The sequence below is a fragment of the Psychromonas sp. genome (genome assembly GCF_041586535.1).
In the GTDB taxonomy this organism is placed as follows: domain Bacteria; phylum Pseudomonadota; class Gammaproteobacteria; order Enterobacterales; family Psychromonadaceae; genus Psychromonas.
Window position 1 is genome coordinate 1 of sequence record NZ_JBFGZY010000074.1, and the last position, 19,132, is coordinate 19,132.

The following is a 19,132-nucleotide window of genomic DNA, read 5'->3' on the forward strand; positions in this document are numbered from 1 at the left end:
CTGGTCACGCCATCAATGGTGACGTTCAATACATCATTCTCAACCGCACCACTTGGCAGGCCGATGCTGATATCCGTGTCGCCGCTGATTTCGCTGTTGCTCAGCTCGCCGTCATTATTGCCATCTTCACTGATCACAACCGTCGGTGCGCCCGTAGCCGTTTCATCGGCTCTTGTCACTGAATCAGCATCTGATGCTGAGGTGTTTCCAGCTTGATCTGTAATGCTGGCCGATACATTGAGCGTTACACCCTCTGCTGGCGTTGCTACTGATGTCACATATTGTGTCGCTGTGATCATTGCCGCAGTCAGGATAACCGGCGTCGTTGTGCCGTCGATAGTGACATTCAGAGTATCATCTGCAACCGCTGTTGCCGGTAAAGCGATGGTGATATCTGTGTTGCCAGAGATCTCAGCATTGACAAGCGCGCCGTCATTGTTGGTATCTTCTGTAATGGTGACCGTCGGTGCGCCCGGCGCCGTGCTGTCCGCGACTAACGGCAACGTATCACCCGTGCCTGCATTGCCGGCAAGATCGCTGTAACTATTATCCGCCACCGTAATGCTTGGCGTGTCCGTGCCCGACTGGGTAAAGGTGGCTGTCCAGGTAATGTTATCGGTGCTGGTTAAGCCGCTTAAGGTGCCGCCCGCAACGCTAATATCACTGATATCAAAGCCGGTCACTGCTTCACTGAAGGTAAAGCTGATCTCTGCGGTTTCGCCCACCGCTAAGTCGCTGCTGTTGTCCGTGCTGATGGTTAATGTCGGTGCGCTTGTATCCGCAACGAGTGCTAATGCATCACCCGTACCATTATTGCCTGCCAGATCGCTGTAGGTGCCGTCTGCCACCGTAATGCTCGGCGTATCCGTACCCGACTGGGTAAAGGTCGCTGTCCAGGTGATATTATCGGTGGTAGTTAAGCCGCTTAAGGTACCGCCCGCAACCGTAATGTCTGTTGCATCAAAACCGGTCACTGCTTCACTGAAGGTAAAGCTGATCTCTGCAGTTTCACCCACCGCCAGGTCGCTGCTGTTATCTGAGCTGATAGTTAAAGTCGGTGCGATGATATCGGCCACTAATGCTAACGCATCACCCGTACCATTATTGCCTGCCAGATCGCTGTAACTATTATCTGCCACCGTAATGCTCGGCGTATCCGTACCCGACTGGGTAAAGGTGGCTGTCCAGGTGATGTTGTCTGTGGTGCTGATCGCGCCCAGGGTGCCGCCACTCACAACGATGTCGCCATCGCTGAAGCCAGTCACTGCTTCACTGAAGGTAAAGCTGATCGTTGCCGTTTCGCCCACCGCCAGGTCGCTGCTGTTATCCGTCGTAATATCAAGTGTCGGCGCCGTGATATCGGCGACTAATGCTAATGCATCGCCCGTCCCTGCATTGCCGGCCAGATCGCTATAGGTGCCGTCCGTCACCGTAATGCTTGGCGTGTCCGTGCTCGTGTGGGTAAAGGTGGCCGTCCAGGTAATGTTATCGCTCGTAGTCAAGCCGCTTAAGGTGCCGCCCGCAACGCTAATGTCACTGATATCAAAACCGTCAACCGCTTCACTGAAGGTAAAGCTGATCTCTGCCGTTTCACCCACCGCTAGGTCGCTGGTGTTATCTGAGCTGATCGCTAAGGTAGGCAGAGTACTGTCCGCCTCTGCTGCAGTACCACTACCAGTTGGCGAAACATTACCTGCTGTATAGCTAATGGTCGCCGTGACTGTGGCACCCGGTGCCACTTCCACGCTAACACCCTCAGTAATATTTTCTGCGGTTAAAATAACCGTTACCGCTGCGCCGTTATCCACGCTGTAGGTTAGGGTATCGCCCACCTCGGTATCCGCCGGTATGTTTATAGTCGAGGTGATGGTGCCGTCCGTGCCGACTTCTGCGGCATTGTAAACGGCGTCATCTCCGGGGGATTCAAAGCTTACGCCCGGGGTGCTGCCTGTAAAAATATAGGTATCAACAAATTCATCTTCCTGCTCTCTGACAGGTATAAACCCCTGAGTATCAAAATCGGTACTGGCCAGTGTTTCCGCAGCGGACCGGGATAACACCACGGCAGATGAACTGCCGCCATGACTTGAAACGCCATTACGGGATGATCCGCTCGCAGAGGGACTGCTGCTGTGTCTTGTATTCCCTGCCGCTGTTTCCGGCTGTTCAAAGGTTTGATCATTGTTTTCAATTGCCGCTTGAATTTCAGCAATTTCTTGTAATGTTTCCGGATCAATTAGTTCGACATTTTCCTGCTCAACATCAGCATTATCCGCAGCCATCTCTTTATCGTCAGGTACAACTTCATTCACATCCGCCGGAATTAAATCAGCATCCACTACAATATTGTTTTCTTGATTTTCTTTCATAATTGCTTCTCCGGAAGACGATTTAATTCAAAATATTGCGTACTAATAAAAGTTGAGTGCAGATATTTTTTAGGGGAAATGAGTGTCAGCATTAATAAAATCCTTTTAATTAATTGCCGCCACGATAACTAATTGATATGTATAAGCTGGTATTAATTAAGTAATATAAAACAGGGTGCCGAAAATGATTATCTGTAAATTGCTTCTTATATGCAACCAGCTAGCACAAAATTAGTGATTGAGATACCGACACAGCTGATTTAACACAATAAAACATAAAATATTTATTAAAAATCTTATCTGAAAAGGTGTTTATAAGATAAGCCTTGCTAAGGTGTTTTAATTCCAATACATTAATTGATCATAAAACAATATTTGATAACAAAAAAAAAACAGGAAAACAATAATGGCAATTTCAACAGCAACTTTTGCGGGCGGGTGTTTTTGGTGTATTGAGGCTGCTTTTAATTCTTTAAATGGTGTAAAAAGCGCTGTTTCAGGTTACACAGGTGGAAAAACGGTTTCCCCCACTTATCAGGAAGTTTGCAGCGGCACAACGGAACATGCCGAAGCGGTACAGATTACTTATGATGATGCGGTTATCAGTTACCAGGAATTATTAACTGTGTTTTTCAGCCTGCATGATGCAACCCAGCTCAACCGCCAGGGGAATGATATCGGCACACAGTATCGTTCTGCCATTTATTATCATGATCTGCAGCAAAAGCAATTAGCAGAAGAGTTTATTAATACGCTGGTAGAGCAACAAGTATTTTCAGAGAGTATTAAAACAACTATTGATAAAATAGAAACATTTTATCCCGCGGAAGACTACCATCAGGGCTACTTTCTTAAAAATCCGGAGCAGGCTTATTGCTCTATGGTTATTCAACCAAAATATAATAAGTTTAAAGAAAAATACCGTGACGCACTAAAAGCAGGTGTTGATAGTTAAATTGAAACTTTGCTTCTTTGATAATTCGCGAATATAACCAGCAAGATACCCGCGCAGACCAATGTACAGGCGATGATAAAATCTATGCTGATTGCTTCAGACATAAATATGATGCCGCCCAGTGCGGCAATAATCGGTACTGACAATTGGATCACCGAGGCCACTGTAGTGGATAGTCCTGCCAGTGCTAAATACCAGCAATAATAGCCCAATGCCGATGCCAGTGCTCCTGACATAGTGGCCAATAATACACCCTGCCAGGTATAACTCAGCGATGAATAATAAAGGATAAACAAGATAATAATAAAAGGTAACGTGCGTAAGAAGTTTACCTTAGTCGCGAGTAATGGGTCGCTGGCAGCCTGGCCTTTTAGTGTATAAAAGGCCCAGGCTATACCGGATATTGTCATTAATATAAAACCCAGCAATGTAGGCTGACTTAAGCTTGGAAAAATCAGGTATACAAAACCGCTAAACGCAACGATTAATCCCAACAATTCAATAACAGTCAGACGGTTGCCCTGCAGATGATTTTTTATCACCATAGTAATTTGTACGGCAGTAAAGAGTACCAGCGCGCCTGTTCCGGTATCCAATGAGACATATGCAAAGGAAAAACTGCAGGCATAAATAAATAACATGACAGCAGGAAACCAGCCGGATTTAAAGCTCCCCCTGCTTTGTGAACGATTTTTATTGGTAATAGCAATTAAAATCAACAACATCACAATCGCTGATAATAACCGTAATATAGTGAAGTTGGCGCCATCAATATAACCCGCGCCTAAGGCCAAACGTGCAAAAACTGAATTGGCAGCAAAAGCAAACAGTGCTAAAACAGAGAATAAAAATGTTTTGAAGCCGCCGGATCGATTTAATAACATTTTTATCCTCAATTTTTTCTTTATTACATTACGCCAACACTTCAGCATAAATACGGGAAAGGTAAGTGGAGATTATAAGGCAACAATAAAAGCGCTGATAAGACCGATCAGACCGCCAAAAACACCACCCCAGATAACTAGCCAGCCTAAATGACGTTTGATCATGGTTTGGATAATCTCTTTAACAATGGTTGGAGTTAGCTCATTTAAACGCTGCTCAATAATCTGTTCAACCTTATCTAAAATATCATGCATGGTTTTCGGCTGCTCAACTTCATCCTTCAACAACGCGATAAATTTCTCATCATTGCTCATATCAATAATTGATTTTTTCATGTGCTTGATAAAGGGCTCACGCAACGGCATTAACGCCTCTTTACCACCAAACATCGCTAACATGCCGCCAAATTCGGAGGCCATAATGACATCCACTAAACCGTCATAAGTCGGATCTAAATCAACCTTCTCAATCACCGGTTCAAGGTCGATGCTCGCAGCAGAAAATGAACCATCACTTAAAAAACGATCCACATTTTCGAAGGTGAAAAACTGCTCCATCATTAGTCTGTGAATACTTTTTTTGAATTCCTCAAAATGCGCGGGAACAACACCTGAACCATACAAAAAAGGTACTTTTTCAAACAACATGAAAACCGCCAGCCAGTTCGTTAATGCGCCCGAGAGTGCAAATAAACCAATCATGGTTAACACTGCTGCAACCTGGGTTTCACCGAGTAATAAACCTACCCCTAATATTGCAGCAGAGACTAAATTTGTGAGTAAACTCTTATTCATTTGTTTTCCTATTTTATATTTTGCTTGTGACACAAAAAATCCAGTGCCGAGGCGACTGGATTTTTGTTTTAAACTGGAACAGTAACAGGATTACTTATCTTGTACTTCTTCCCGCAATTTTAAACTGCGTAGTGCTTTGTCCAATACACCATTAACAAATTTGTAACTTTCGTCGGTAGCGAAATCTTTGGCTAATTCAATCGCTTCATTTAATACGACTTTATGCGGGATATCAGTGCGGTAGGTTAATTCAAACATCGCTAAACGTAATACCGCTTTATCCACCATATCCACATCTTCGATTTTGCGTGAAAGATAAGGAGATAATTTCTCATCTAAAGAATCAACACGATTAACAACACCGGTCAATAGTTCTTTAAAATAAGGCACATCTGTTTTTGATAAATCCTGATCAATACTGAACTGCTCAATAATTTGACCAACATTCAGCTTGGTGATTTGCCATTGATAAATAGCCTGTACTGCAAATTGGCGGGCGCGTCTACGCTCTGCTGGTTTCATTTTCATTAGCCCAGTTCCGCCATCACATTAACCATCTCTAATGCACTTAATGCCGCTTCACTACCTTTATTACCCATTTTAGTACCGGCACGTTCAATCGCTTGCTCAATTGAATCTGTGGTTAACACGCCAAATGCAACAGGTACATCAAAATCTAAAGAAACTTGAGCCAGTCCTTTGTTACATTCATTAGCAACAAACTCAAAATGTGGTGTTCCGCCACGGATCACCGTACCTAACGCGATAATTGCATCGAATTTTTTCGCTGCGGCAACACGTTTAGTCGCTAATGGGAGTTCAACAGCACCGGGCACACGTACAACGGTAATATTTTCCTCAGCAACCTGACCAGTGCGCTTAAGGGTATCAATTGCCCCGGCTAATAACTGCTCGTTAATAAAGCTGTTAAAACGAGAGATAACAATTGCGATTTTCGCCTGCGGTGCGGCTAAGCCACCTTCAATAATTTTCATTTCCTACCCTTATTGCAAAATTTTGTGAATTCTAACACATTTTTATTATTTGTTAACTGTATTACAAATATCCAAACTACTTATTCAGTGATGTAATCGACCACTTCCAAACCGAACCCTGACAGTGAATGATATTTTTTCTCGGAGCTTAACAGGGACATTTTTTGCACCCCTAAGTCACGCAGGATTTGCGAACCGACACCGACACGGCGACTCACTCCTTTAGGTTTACTTGCCGCCCGTTCACCACTATCTTCATTGGCTATTTGATTTATTTTATCAATCAGTGATTCAGCAGTTTCCTGATGCCCTAACATCACCAATACACCACCATCTTTCTGCAAACGTTGCAGCGCATTATTAAGTGGCCAGGTACGCTCACCTAAACGGTCGGAAAAAAAGTTATCAGTAAATGTATTTTGTAAATGCACGCGTACATTGGTGGTTTGCCCTGCTTTAATTTCCCCTTTTACTAATGCAAAATGCACTTGTTTATCAATTGTGTCCTGATAAGCAATCAAATCAAATTCACCAAATTCCGTCGGCAGTTTACAACTGCTGACGCGTTCAATTGTGGTTTCATTATTATTACGGTATTCAATTAAATCTGCCACGGTGCCTAATTTTAAATTATGTTTTTCTGCAAAAACTTCAAGGTCAGCACGACGCGCCATAGATCCATCTTCATTTAAAATCTCAACGATCACACCTGCGGGCTCACGACCGGCTAAACGCGCCAAATCGCATCCGGCCTCTGTATGACCGGCACGTGTTAACACCCCTCCGGCCTGCGCTTTAAGCGGGAAAATATGCCCCGGCATAACTATATCAGCTGGTTGTGCATTTTTAGCAACAGCCGCCTGAACGGTAACAGCGCGATCGGCAGCGGAAATACCGGTTGTGACGCCGGTGGCCGCTTCAATAGAAACCGTGAAATTGGTAGAGAATGCGGCAGTATTATCATCAACCATTAACGGTAGTTTAAGCTGCGCACATCGTTCTGCTGTTAATGTTAAACAGACCAGACCGCGACCATTGGTGGCCATAAAATTGATTGCTTCGGGAGTAACCAGATCGGCAGCCATAATCAGATCGCCTTCATTTTCACGATCTTCATCATCCATCAAAATAACCATTTTACCCAAACGAATATCTTCGATAATTTCAGCGGTAGTATTTAATTTCATTATTTTTCCTATTATTCTTATATGTCTCAGCCTAAGAAACCACTTCGAGCCAACAGTTCCATGTCCATGGTTGATTTATTATTTTCCTTACTTGCTGATGCTTTATCGCCGAGCATTAAACGCTCTAAATAACGCGCAATCAGATCCACTTCTAAATTAACCTGCGTCCCGACCTTATAATTCACCATGGTAGTTTGTTCTATGGTGTGGGGAATAATAGTCAGTTTGAAAGCGGAACCATTGATTTCATTGGTCGTTAAGCTTACCCCGTCAACAGTAATTGAACCCTTTTCCGCAATATATTTAGCCAATTCGTCGGGGGCTTTGATCCAGTATTCAACCGCATTACCTAACGGGGTAACAGCAGTCACTTCGCCAACACCATCGACATGGCCGCTGACAATATGGCCGCCAAAACGATCATTCATCTGCATCGCTTTTTCTAAATTAACCGCAAAACCGGTTTTAATTTGAGCAAAACCGCTGCGCTTTAGTGTCTCATGGGAAAGATCTGCTGAGAAGCCATTTTTGGTTAACTTAGTCACGGTCAGACAAACGCCATTATTTGCGATGCTGTCACCCAGTTTTACATCACTTAAATCAAGTGTACCAGCATCGACACTGATAGTGATGTCTTTCGCATTGTGTTGGATCGCAGTGATTTTACCCACCGCCGCTATGATTCCTGTAAACATATTATTCCCGGTTACTTATAATGCGTATATCATTGCCAATTAATGCCACATCTTGCAGCTTTAGTTGCACAACATCGTCCATTTTTGAATAATCTGGTAAGTTTACTAAGTTTCTTGCCTGATCACCCATTAATTTTGCCGCTTGATAGAGAATAAATTGATCCACCAGCTGCTGATTAAAAAATTCGCCAGCCAGTGTCGCACCGGCTTCGACCCAGAGATCATTTATCTCATAGTCATTTAACTGCGTTAACAAGTTTTTAAGGTTAATTCGCCCATCACCGTCATCCGCGCAGATAATTTGTTCAACATGCGCAATAGTTTTATCTTTGTTCTCCTGCAAATCATGGCGTGGGGCCAGTGAAACTAGTAAAATACGACCAGCCAGTGAAAACAGTTTTTCTTTCAGAGTAAGTTTATTGTGCGAGTCTAAAATAATACGCATTGGCTGGCGTATATCACTGGCCTGCAGGTTAAGGTCAAAATCAGGGTGTTCCTTCAGTTCCTGATAACGGACATTTAAGCTTGGGTTATCGGCAATAACGGTGCCGCTTCCGCTCAAAACAGCACTGTGTAATGCGCGAAAGTATTGCACATCACGACGAGCTTCAGGGCCGGTTATCCATTGGCTTTGACCGTTTTTAAGGGCGGTTTTGCCGTCTAAACTGCTGGCTAATTTAACCGTTATGCGGGGTAGCTTAACCTGCATACGTTTAATAAAACCAGAGTTTAAGGCTTCAGCTTGTTTTTCTAACAGGCCAACATCAACTTGTATCCCAGCCTCTTCTAGTATTTTAATGCCGCGACCTGCCACTTTAGGATTAGGATCAACCATGGCGACCACGACACGTTTCACTCCCGCTTTAATGAGTGCCATTGCACAAGGTGGCGTGCGTCCAAAATGGGAGCATGGCTCCAAGGTCACATAACAGGTTGCATTTGCAGCTTTTTCTTTGGCGACAGCCAGTGCATTCACTTCTGCATGTCCTAAGCCGGCTTTTTGATGAAAGCCTTCACCAACAATAACGCTGTCGGCGACGATAACACAACCAACATTAGGATTAGGGGAGCTGGTGAAGCGCCCTTTTTTAGCCAGGGTGATCGCACGCGCCATATAATGTGTGTCGCGATCAGAAAAGAGAGGTGTGTTCATTTATATTCCACTTTAAAATACCAGTTTAATAATCAGTCTTCCAGCCTGGCGATCTCTTCACCAAACTCTTTCACATCTTTAAAGGATCGGTAAACCGAAGCAAAGCGGATATAGGCAATTTTATCTAAACTTTTAAGTAATTCCATCACCAGTTCGCCGACCATTTTCGAGGTAACTTCGCGTTCACCGGTGGCGCGTAAGGTTGATTTTAGTTTGTTAACAGCAGCATCTATCGCCTCAATGCTGACAGGCCTTTTTTCCAAGGCGCGATTTATTCCCACCAGCAGTTTTTCTTCATTAAAAGGTTCGCGGCGGCCATCGGATTTGATTAAACGCGGCATCAGCAGTTCGGCAACTTCATAAGTAGTAAAACGTTCATTACATTCGTTGCAACAGCGCCGACGGCGAACCTGAGCACCGTCGGAAACAAGTCGAGAGTCGATAACTTTAGTATCTTGTGCATTACAAAAAGGACAGTACATTTAATCTCACTATTATTGCCGTTAAAAACAATACAAAAAGCTAATCTGAATGATTGGAAATGTTAGAAACTTACCATGAATTTTAAAACAAGTAGAGATATTAACCTTTTTAAACTCGATTTTTAATAGCCATTTGCTTTAAGTTTTTAAAAAGGTAAAAAAAAAGCTACGCAATGCGTAGCTTTTTCTTAACAAGTCAACGGATTAACCGTAAACCGGGCACGCTTTACAAAGCGCAGCAACTTTCACTTTTACTGCTTCAATGGTTGCAGCTAGTTTAGCTTCATCTTTGATTGCATCGAGAATATCACACATCCATTGCGCAAGTTCACCTGCTTGTTGCGCATTAACACCACGACGTGTCAGTGCTGGTGTACCGATACGCAGACCCGATGTTACAAAAGGAGAACGCGGATCGTTTGGTACGGAGTTTTTGTTAACGGTAATATGTGCATTACCTAACGCCGCATCCGCTTCTTTACCAGTAATTTCCTGGGCGATCAGATCCACTAAGAATAAATGGTTATCAGTTCCGCCGGAAACGATTTTGTAACCGCGCTCCTGGAATACTTTCACCATTGCTTTAGCGTTGTCTAAAACAGCTTGTTGGTAAACAGCAAATTCCGGCTCAGCACACTCTTTAAATGCAACTGCTTTAGCTGCAATAACGTGCATCAACGGACCACCCTGGCCACCAGGGAAAACCGCTGAGTTTAATTTTTTCTCAATCTCTTCATTGGCTTTAGCCAGAATAAGACCACCACGTGGGCCGCCTAATGTTTTATGTGTTGTCGTCGTCACAACATCTGCAACTGGTACCGGGTTAGGGTAAAGACCCGCTGCCACTAGACCTGCTACGTGTGCCATATCAACAAACAGGTAAGCGCCTACTTTGTCTGCGATTTCACGGAATTTAGCCCAGTCAACAATACCTGAGTATGCAGAGAAACCTGCAATAATCATTTTTGGTTTGTGCTCAACGGCTAAACGTTCAACCTCAGCGTAATCTAAAATACCTGTTTCAGGGTTGATACCGTACTGAAATGCTTTGTAGGTTTTACCTGAAAAACTAACATGTGAACCATGTGTTAAATGTCCACCGTGTGCAAGGCTCATACCTAAAATCGTATCGCCCGGCTCACAAAGTGCCTGGTAAACTGCGGCATTTGCCTGAGAACCTGAGTGAGGTTGCACGTTCGCATAATCAGCGCCAAATAAAGATTTCGCACGTTCGATAGCTAAAGATTCAGCAACATCAACGTACTCACAACCGCCGTAATAACGTTTACCCGGGTAACCTTCTGCATATTTATTGGTTAACTGACTGCCTTGCGCTTCCATTACACGTGGGCTAGTGTAATTTTCTGATGCAATCAGTTCAATATGGTCTTCTTGACGTTGAACTTCATCAGTGATTGACTGCCATAATTCTGGATCGTAATCTGCGATATTCATATCACGGTTAAACATGCGTAACTCCTGCTGGGTATGGTTTTAAAATGCCTTATTTTTTGATGTAGCGCATTTTACGCAATCTTTGTCCCGTTGCATAGCGTAAAAAAATGAATAATTTGATGATTTGAAGTGAGAATAATGCATAGTAATGCTGATACAGGTGTGATCCACCCTTTTATCCTGCGTGAGAGTGTTTTATTTTCTGCTGGTTTCCCCTATCATCTCAAAGAATTTTCCTTTAATTAAATAAGAGCAATTATTAATGGCACAGTTTATCTACACAATGCATCAGGTGAGCAAGGTCGTTCCACCTAAGCGCACTATTTTAAAAGATATCTCCCTGAGTTTTTTCCCCGGCGCAAAAATCGGCGTATTAGGTTTAAACGGTTCAGGTAAATCGACTTTATTACGTATTATGGCCGGCATAGATAAAGAGTTTGCCGGCGAAGCGCGTCCTTTAAGCGGTACAAAAATTGGTTATTTACCTCAGGAGCCGGTATTAGATCTTGATAAAAATGTCCGGGAAATAATTGAGGAAGCGGTGAGTGAGGTTAAAAATGCTTTAACGGATCTTGATGCTGTCTACGCAGCGTATGCAGAGCCCGATGCAGACTTTGATGCACTGGCTAAACGCCAGGGGGAACTGGAAGCGATTATTCAGGCACATGACGGCCACAATTTAGACAACCAGCTGGAGCGCGCCGCAGATGCCCTGCGTCTGCCGGCCTGGGATGCAAAAATAAAAGTTTTGTCTGGAGGGGAGCGCCGCCGGGTTGCACTGTGCCGCCTGTTATTAGAAAAACCGGATATGTTATTACTGGATGAGCCGACCAACCACCTGGATGCTGAGTCCGTTGCCTGGTTAGAGCGATTCCTGCATGACTACGAAGGCACCGTTGTGGCAATTACCCATGACCGTTATTTCCTGGATAATGTTGCCGGTTGGATTTTAGAGTTAGACCGCGGTTACGGTATTCCATGGGAAGGCAACTACTCATCATGGTTAGAGCAAAAAGATGCCCGTTTAAAGCAGGAAGCGTCTCAGGAGAAAGCCCGTCAGCGTCAAATTGAGCAGGAATTAGAATGGGTCCGTTCAAACGCCAAAGGCCGCCAGTCAAAAAGCAAGGCGCGTTTATCCCGCTTTGAGGAGCTTAATAACCAGGACTTCCAGAAGCGTAATGAAACCAATGAATTATTTATTCCAGCCGGGCAGCGTTTAGGCGATCAGGTAATTGACGTTGAGCACCTCCGTAAATCCTATGATGGTCGGGTGCTGATCGATGATTTAAGCTTCAGTATTCCCAAGGGCGCAATCGTCGGCATAATCGGTGCCAATGGAGCCGGTAAATCAACTCTATTCAAGATGTTATCGGGTGCTGAAAAACCGGACTCGGGTGAAATCATGATCGGTCAAACGGTACAGCTGGCCAGCGTAGATCAGTTCCGTGATCATATGGATGATCAGATCAGTGTTTTTCAGGAGGTTTCTGGGGGTAGCGATATTATTAAAATCGGTAATATTGAAATTCCAAGCCGTGCTTATCTCGGGCGTTTTAACTTTAAAGGTGCCGATCAGCAGAAAATAGTCGGCCATTTATCAGGTGGTGAACGCGGCCGTTTACATCTTGCTAAACTGCTGCAGTCAGGTGGTAACGTATTATTACTCGATGAGCCGACCAATGATCTGGATATCGAAACACTGCGTGCGCTGGAAAATGCTTTACTTAGCTTTGCCGGTTGTGTGATGGTTATTTCCCATGATCGCTGGTTCTTAGACAGAATTGCAACGCATATCATTGACTACCGCGATGAAGGTAAAGTGAATTTCTACGAAGGCAACTTTAGCGATTACGAGGAGTGGATGAAAAAAACCTACGGTGCAGCAGCCATTGAACCGCACCGTATTAAATACAAACGTATTCAATAAAGTAAAAACGAATCTGCTTTGCAGCTAAGCCTCCGTTAACGGGGGCTTTTTTTATCCACACAAAGGTGACAAACTGTTTAACTGCCACTAAAGTTTAATTACGAAACAAGATCTATTCACCCAGTGAATCTGTCTTAGTAGATAAAATTAACTATACCCGGGAGTCAACATGGCATACGTAAGCATTGATGGAGTAAAGTACGAAAAAGAGCTGTTGGAACTTGCCAAAAAACATACCACAGGAAAAGGTGAAGGCAAACTATCTAAGGATGAAGTGGCGGATCTGTTCGCTTCTGCAAATGATGGTAAAGGTGTAACAGATATTGAGAAGGCTACGTTGAAATATATCCGTGCTAACTTTGAGTTTACCCCTGCGGCAGCGAAGGATTTTGATGCGACTTTTGCAAAACTGTCACTCTAACCGTTTGTGTATAAAACCATAAAAATCCCATGCCGTGGAGGACATGGGATTTTTTTATTTTTTCCGACCGTCTCAGCAGACTGCGGACGGTGGCACCAATTTACTGAAGCCGCGCAGACTTTCACAAAAAACTGCGCAGGCTTTCTGATTTGCTTAAGCTCGAATCTGTCCCGTGCCGTTGACCAGATACTTTTCCGTGGTCAGCGACTCCAATCCCATCGGTCCATAAGCATGCAGTTTAGTGGTTGCAATACCTATTTCCGCACCTAGCCCCAGTTGACTGCCATCGGAGAAACGTGAAGAGGCATTTACCATCACTACAGATGAATCTACACTGCGCTGGAAGCGTCTGGCATTAAGCTCGTTTTTAGTGCAGATAACTTCAGTATGATAACTGCCAAAGCGTCGAATATGCGCCATAGCGCCATCCATATCATCCACCAAACGTACCGCAATTTCCAGATCCAGATACTCCTGCCCGAAATCCTGCTCTGCAAGAATGGTCGCCTGCTCAAAAAAGCCGGCGCCATTTTCACACACATTGATTTTAACCTTTTCATTCTCCAGGGCGGCCGCGGCCAGAGGAAGGAAGTCATCGGCAATATCTTTATGTACCAGCAAACATTCAATGGCATTACATACACCGGTACGTTGCGTCTTACCATTCAATAGCAGATTCAGCGCGGTTTCAAAATCAGCATCTTTGTCGATATATAAGTGGCACACCCCTTTAAAATGCTGGATAACCGGAATCTTACTGTTATCCGTCACATAGTTGATTAAGCCTTCGCCACCGCGAGGAATAATAACGTCTATATACTCACGCTGCTGCATCAGCTCCATCATTAACTCACGATCCGGATCGGGAACTACAGTAATCAGTTCAGCCGGCAGGTTGTGTTTCAGCAATACTTCCTGCAGCACTGCTGCAATCACTTTACTGGTGCCTAAGGCCTCTTTACCACCACGCAATATGACTGCGTTACCTGATTTAAAACATAACGCACCGGCATCTGCGGTAACGTTTGGTCGCGCTTCAAAAATCATACATACGACACCGAGAGGAATGCGCATTTTACTGATTTTCAAGCCGTTAGGACGTTCGCCAATAATGCGCTTAAGACCAACCGGATCAGGTAGTGAAACAATAGTTTCAATTCCCTCTGCCATGCTTTCGATACGCTCTTTATTCAGGGTTAATCTATCCAGCATCGCGTCACCCAGTTTGCTTTTACGCGCCTGCTCGAGATCCAGCTCATTAGCGGTCAATATATCCTGAGTTCGAGCTCGGAGAGCATCAGCCATCTCCTGAAGGACCTTATTTTTACTGCTCTCATCGAGTACTGCTAAAATTTGTGCTGCTTGTGCTGCCTTGCTTGATAATTCGGTAATGATGCTCATTATTTCTCCAATACTGCGATATTTTTATCTGATATGATCGGTCCGGTTTTACTTTGAAATTCGTCAGCAAACTTGCTATCACCCTGCTCGGCAATAAAATTCAATAAACAGCTGCTGTAATTGGATTCAGCCTTGGCCAGACGGGTGCCGTCATCTTTTCGCACTAAGATGGTATCACCTGCAGAAAAATCGCCGTTAACTTCCATAATTTCATCGCTGGTAAATTGTGCACTTTCCAGCGCCAGAGAGGTATCAAAATCATTTTCAACCACCAGTTCGCCCTGCTCTTTTGAAGTATGTGTCATCCAGTGAAGATGCTCTTTCATAGGTTTTGCATAAGGCACAAAATGTGTTCCCGGATTTTTCCCCTCCAGCAAGTCATTAAATGAAGAGGCTTTAAAACCGTTAACGATAAAGGTATTGATACCGTTAGAAGTCGCCTTTTCAGCCGCTTCGATTTTGGTTTTCATACCACCAGTTCCGACAGCGCTTGTTGCACCGCCACCCATGGCATAAATTTTACTGTCAATACTGGTAACTTGGGGTAAAAGAACCGCATCATCATGTTCATTGGGGTTTTTATTGTATAAGCCGTCTATATCTGAGCAGATAATCAATGCATCCGCATCAGCTGCGGCTGCAACCATCGCTGACAAATTATCATTATCCCCAACTCTTAAACTATCCGTCGTCACAGTATCATTTTCATTAATGATGGGTAACAGACCATTTTCTAATAAGGTAAAGATAGTTTCTTTAATGCTGACATAACGTTCGCGGTCGCGCAGATCGCCATGAGTAAGCAGGATTTGTGCCGTAGAGAAATCAAATAACTTATCCCAGGTAGCAATCATTTCGGTTTGCCCTGCCGCAGCCATCGCCTTTTTCATCGCAATGCTCTTATCCTGCGATTCCGGGAAGAGATTTGCTCCAGCGGCAACAGAGCCGGAGGAGACCAGTACGACCTGCACACCATTTGCCCGGCAGCGCACGATAAATTGCGCAATACTTAACAAATAATGGCTACTGCAGCCGTTCTGGTGTGGTGCTATAAGTGCGCTGCCTACTTTAATGACTACGCGTTTCCAATTATGTTTATTCATATTTAATACCGATAATGTAATGTTGATCTCTCAAAGCGTCATTGTTTTTTAAAATTTTTTTCAAAATAGTCAAGTTTCTAAGTGCTTGCTTTCTGGCCAAAAAGACAACTAAGCAAATAGTTTAGCCAGTGATTAAGCGTAACCAGCAGATATGCTTATATCCAGCTTGGCGCTGCAACAACCCGCTAAGGCCTTAAACTTATATTGCTAAAATTAATGGCTGGTAGGTTTGATAATGTTTGTAACTGCTGCGTTGATATCGCAGCCAGCTGAAATGAATAAGGAAACTGAGGCGATCAACCAGAAGCTGAGAAACTGAGGCATATTTTTGATCATTGTCTTGGTCGGTTTTACCAGTTTATTACCGGTCGCTATAAGCGTTTTCATTGTGTCTCCGTTATTGAATTTAAAAAGTTCCACCAATACTTCCAACTAAATTGATTAGTGAACGAACGGTATTATGCTCAATACGCATACAAAAATCAAATTTTAATAACTTTATTTCAATGTGTTACCGAGGAAAAAGTATACTGATTATGTTTTCGGGTATGAAAGGTAGCTTTACAAAGGAGCAATTCTACGTAATCTATCCATTGCTGAGCGCTGCTTACATACCGGGTAAAAAGGATCACCTGATGTGACCACCACCCCAAGAATAAATCGCAACCAAATGATTTAAAAGAAAAATAATAACAGAAGCAAATAAATAAATCTTCACAGCATAAAATCACAGCATGTTTTTCACAACTAGCCAGGCGTCTTTTGCCACGCTCAGGGATATGCATAGCCATCTGAAAACTTAGCTGGATCAAGCTCATTAACAGCCCCGCCCAATTATTTAGAACACAACACAACTTTATTGGTGAACAGATATTATTTTATCGATTAATTAGAAGACAAACTGAATGTACGCTTGATTTGTGCGTGAATTTGATAAATCTAGGCTGTGTTGATGAGTGACAATCGCAGCAGAACAAACAAAGCTGGAGTTAAAATTGAGAGTTAGGTTGTACTGCTATGGGAGTGACAAAAATGGTCATGCAGATTAAGCATAGTTAGGCAGAGAACAAGGTGGTAAATGGCTCTATGTCTGCCCTTCAAGGTGTCCTTAAAAGGGTACTTTAAAAGTAATTTAGTTGCAGGTTACATGCTATCCATAAACTTAGGTTATAGCCCACCCATTCAAAAAATTAGTGTACAACTCTGTCCGAAATGTTATCTCCGGACAGTCTGTTTTTAAACGTTAAATATAATCATCATATAAATATTCCAGCTCTCTTTTTTGCCTGATTTTTTCAAGCTGCATCTCTATCTTGCCCTTAATGATGCGTTTATTTTTATTTTTAGAGCGGATTTTTTGAGCATTCGATTCCTGATTATGACTTTCCAATTCCAGATCATCTAACTCATTAAAATAACTATTGGTTTCATCTTCCTGATCCGTTTCCAGGTCAAGATCTGATTCAGGTACTCTATTGCTGCTATTCATTTAAAGTCTCTATCGGGCGGAATTTGCTGCATAATCATGCATTTTTTCACAAAAAAAAAGCAAAAAATTTTGCCTTTGTTGATTAATTTATTTTGTTACACCATCCTCTTAAATAAATTTTTGTGTGATTAAGCTATACACCTATCAAGTCGCAAATAATAACTGAACTGTCAGAAAAACAGCGAACAGCATGTGCAGATGCCTTACTCATCTATAATCTTTGTTGCTGATCCGTTAAACTTGTTAAATTAACTTCTCCCGACTGATTAAAAAATAATCTCTTAATAATTTTTTGCTTTGAAATCAGTTTACCACCCACAAGGATTGACCTTATGTCTTTTGAAAAGCTGCCTTTTTTCATTGAATTATTAAATGATAATATTGAAAATCAAGCTGCCCTAGCTGATGCTGTAATCGAGTTAGAAGAGACCTTATCTTATGAGCAAATAGCACTCTTACTAGAAGCATTTCCCATCCCGGTCAGAAAATTAATATGGCAATTATTGAGCCAGGAAACACAGCAGCAAGTTTTTATTGAAATGCGCATCGAATCACGGCAGATAATTTTAAATGCCAGTGAAGATGAAGAATGTTTCCCTCTATTTGAAAAACTTGATGCCGATGAATTATTAGATCTGTCTGAAGATCTGAGCGACCGTTTCGTTGATTACGCGGTCTCCCGCATGACGGCTAAACAGAGAGCATTATTCAAAAAAGCACAGGAATTTGCATTTGAAGAAGTCGGCCATTGGCAAAGTTTTGATTACATACAAATACCAGAGCGTTTAAAAACTTCTGGTGTGAAAAAAATTCTTTCCAATGTTTTACCCCCTCTTTCGGAAGTTTTTTATGTCACTAACAATGACGCCACCCTAATTGGCGAAGTAGCAATTTCACAAATCATCACCATTGAAAATGACACCCCTATCTCCTCTATTGCAGAGAGTGATATCGAAGTATTGCTGTCAACAGAAAATATTTATTCTGCCGTAGAAAAAGTTATCGCATCAGGGAAAGCAGCACTGCCCGTCGTCGATACAAAAGGCTGTTTAACGGGTCGCTTAGATTTACAACAAGCCTGCAGAATAAGTGAACAAGAGAAAGATAGCCAATTATTCCAATCAGCTGGTTTGGTGGAAGAAGAAGATCTTTTTGCTAATGTGTGGAGCAGTAGTAAGAACCGTGCCATCTGGTTGGGTATTAACCTGATTACTGCCTTTTTAGCGTCCTGGTTTATAGGGCTATTTGAAGGCACACTACAACAAGTCGTTGCGCTTGCCGTACTGATGCCGGTCGTTGCCTCTATGGGGGGAATATCAGGCAGTCAAACTCTTACCCTTATTATCCGCGGACTCGCATTGGGACAAATTACAGATTCCAATAAAAAAGCGATTGTATTTAAGGAACTGAAAGTAGGTGTTATCAATGGCATACTTTGGGCCACGGTAATAGCGAGCATCACCTATCTGTGGTTTTCAAATCCGTTGCTATCGCTAGCTATTTATATTTCTATACTGGGTAATATTGTAATTGCTTCTCTGTCTGGTGTATGGGTACCCTGGTTATTGACTAAACTAAACATCGATCCCGCACTCTCAGGCTCGGTTATATTGACAACAGTAACAGATATTTTCGGCTTTATTACCTTCTTAGGGTTAGGGGCTTTGTTATTAACTTAAATTATACCAATTCCGTTAATTAGATGATCTATTTAGGCGTAGGAAAAATGGATGAAAGCAAGGCATTGATTGCAGTAACTAGTTGTTCTAATTGCACAAAATCGTATGGAACGATTTTGAACAGCTTTAGCTGGCCACAAAG

The 19,132-nt window shown here is 42.9% G+C and carries 18 protein-coding genes; 4 read left to right on the forward strand and 14 right to left on the reverse strand.

Annotated features, from left to right (window positions below; genetic code table 11):
- The coding region (locus tag ABZA00_RS09675; protein WP_372881959.1) for an Ig-like domain-containing protein at positions 1-2,369 on the reverse strand (2,369 nt) is incomplete at its 3' end.
- Between the two features lie 406 nt (positions 2,370-2,775).
- Between ABZA00_RS09675 and msrA the strand changes: the two genes are divergently transcribed.
- Positions 2,776-3,324: a peptide-methionine (S)-S-oxide reductase MsrA gene (msrA, locus tag ABZA00_RS09680; RefSeq protein ID WP_372881960.1), complete on the forward strand. Its 549-nt coding sequence runs from the start codon at positions 2,776-2,778 to the stop codon at positions 3,322-3,324.
- Here msrA and ABZA00_RS09685 read toward each other — a convergent pair.
- The 9 genes from ABZA00_RS09685 to glyA form a co-directional block, all read right to left on the reverse strand.
- Positions 3,321-4,208, reverse strand: coding sequence for a DMT family transporter (locus ABZA00_RS09685; RefSeq protein WP_372881961.1), 888 nt, complete (start codon positions 4,206-4,208; stop codon positions 3,321-3,323). The two genes, msrA and ABZA00_RS09685, sit on opposite strands and share 4 nt — an antisense overlap.
- 72 nt (positions 4,209-4,280) lie before the next feature.
- Positions 4,281-5,003 carry a DUF445 domain-containing protein gene (locus ABZA00_RS09690; protein ID WP_372881962.1) on the reverse strand — a complete coding sequence of 241 codons (723 nt, stop codon included), beginning with the start codon at positions 5,001-5,003 and terminating at the stop codon, positions 4,281-4,283.
- Between the two features lie 90 nt (positions 5,004-5,093).
- A complete protein-coding gene (gene nusB, locus ABZA00_RS09695; protein ID WP_372881976.1) occupies positions 5,094-5,525 on the reverse strand; it encodes a transcription antitermination factor NusB in 432 nt (143 codons plus the stop codon).
- A gap of 5 nt (positions 5,526-5,530) precedes the next feature.
- On the reverse strand, positions 5,531-5,998 hold the full coding sequence (gene ribE, locus ABZA00_RS09700) for a 6,7-dimethyl-8-ribityllumazine synthase (protein WP_372881963.1): 468 nt from the start codon (positions 5,996-5,998) through the stop codon (positions 5,531-5,533).
- Between the two features lie 80 nt (positions 5,999-6,078).
- A complete protein-coding gene (gene ribBA, locus ABZA00_RS09705) occupies positions 6,079-7,185 on the reverse strand; it encodes a bifunctional 3,4-dihydroxy-2-butanone-4-phosphate synthase/GTP cyclohydrolase II (protein ID WP_372881964.1) in 1,107 nt (368 codons plus the stop codon).
- A 26-nt stretch (positions 7,186-7,211) separates the two neighbouring features.
- Positions 7,212-7,880 (reverse strand): riboflavin synthase, encoded by a 669-nt coding sequence (locus tag ABZA00_RS09710; RefSeq protein WP_372881965.1) that lies wholly within the window; start codon positions 7,878-7,880, stop codon positions 7,212-7,214.
- Position 7,881: 1 nt separating this feature from the next.
- Entirely contained in the window at positions 7,882-9,033 is a 1,152-nt protein-coding gene (ribD, locus tag ABZA00_RS09715) for a bifunctional diaminohydroxyphosphoribosylaminopyrimidine deaminase/5-amino-6-(5-phosphoribosylamino)uracil reductase RibD (protein ID WP_372881966.1), read from the reverse strand.
- Between the two features lie 32 nt (positions 9,034-9,065).
- The gene (gene nrdR, locus ABZA00_RS09720) at positions 9,066-9,515 is read right to left on the reverse strand and encodes a transcriptional regulator NrdR (protein WP_372881967.1); all 450 of its coding nucleotides are present in this window, start codon (positions 9,513-9,515) and stop codon (positions 9,066-9,068) included.
- 204 nt (positions 9,516-9,719) lie between these two features.
- The gene (gene glyA / locus ABZA00_RS09725; RefSeq protein ID WP_372881968.1) at positions 9,720-10,985 is read right to left on the reverse strand and encodes a serine hydroxymethyltransferase; all 1,266 of its coding nucleotides are present in this window, start codon (positions 10,983-10,985) and stop codon (positions 9,720-9,722) included.
- A 247-nt stretch (positions 10,986-11,232) separates the two neighbouring features.
- On the opposite strand from glyA, the gene ettA reads away from it, so the two are divergent.
- Both ettA and ABZA00_RS09735 read left to right on the forward strand, forming a co-directional pair.
- The gene (ettA, locus tag ABZA00_RS09730) at positions 11,233-12,897 is read left to right on the forward strand and encodes an energy-dependent translational throttle protein EttA (protein ID WP_372881969.1); all 1,665 of its coding nucleotides are present in this window, start codon (positions 11,233-11,235) and stop codon (positions 12,895-12,897) included.
- 169 nt (positions 12,898-13,066) lie between these two features.
- Positions 13,067-13,318, forward strand: a complete 252-nt coding sequence (locus tag ABZA00_RS09735; protein ID WP_372881970.1) for a hypothetical protein — start codon at positions 13,067-13,069, stop codon at positions 13,316-13,318.
- Between the two features lie 153 nt (positions 13,319-13,471).
- Here the strand turns inward: ABZA00_RS09735 and ABZA00_RS09740 are convergent, their stop codons facing one another.
- The 4 genes from ABZA00_RS09740 to ABZA00_RS09755 form a co-directional block, all read right to left on the reverse strand.
- On the reverse strand, positions 13,472-14,719 hold the full coding sequence (locus ABZA00_RS09740) for a glutamate-5-semialdehyde dehydrogenase (RefSeq protein WP_372881971.1): 1,248 nt from the start codon (positions 14,717-14,719) through the stop codon (positions 13,472-13,474).
- Positions 14,719-15,822, reverse strand: coding sequence for a glutamate 5-kinase (gene proB / locus ABZA00_RS09745; RefSeq protein WP_372881972.1), 1,104 nt, complete (start codon positions 15,820-15,822; stop codon positions 14,719-14,721). Before proB ends, ABZA00_RS09740 begins: the two co-directional genes overlap by 1 nt.
- 213 nt (positions 15,823-16,035) lie before the next feature.
- Positions 16,036-16,209, reverse strand: coding sequence for a hypothetical protein (locus ABZA00_RS09750; RefSeq protein ID WP_372881973.1), 174 nt, complete (start codon positions 16,207-16,209; stop codon positions 16,036-16,038).
- 856 nt (positions 16,210-17,065) lie between these two features.
- Positions 17,066-17,311 (reverse strand): hypothetical protein, encoded by a 246-nt coding sequence (locus ABZA00_RS09755; RefSeq protein WP_372881974.1) that lies wholly within the window; start codon positions 17,309-17,311, stop codon positions 17,066-17,068.
- A 332-nt stretch (positions 17,312-17,643) separates the two neighbouring features.
- On the opposite strand from ABZA00_RS09755, the gene ABZA00_RS09760 reads away from it, so the two are divergent.
- Positions 17,644-18,990, forward strand: a complete 1,347-nt coding sequence (locus tag ABZA00_RS09760) for a magnesium transporter (RefSeq protein ID WP_372881975.1) — start codon at positions 17,644-17,646, stop codon at positions 18,988-18,990.
- Positions 18,991-19,132: the final 142 nt, after the last annotated feature.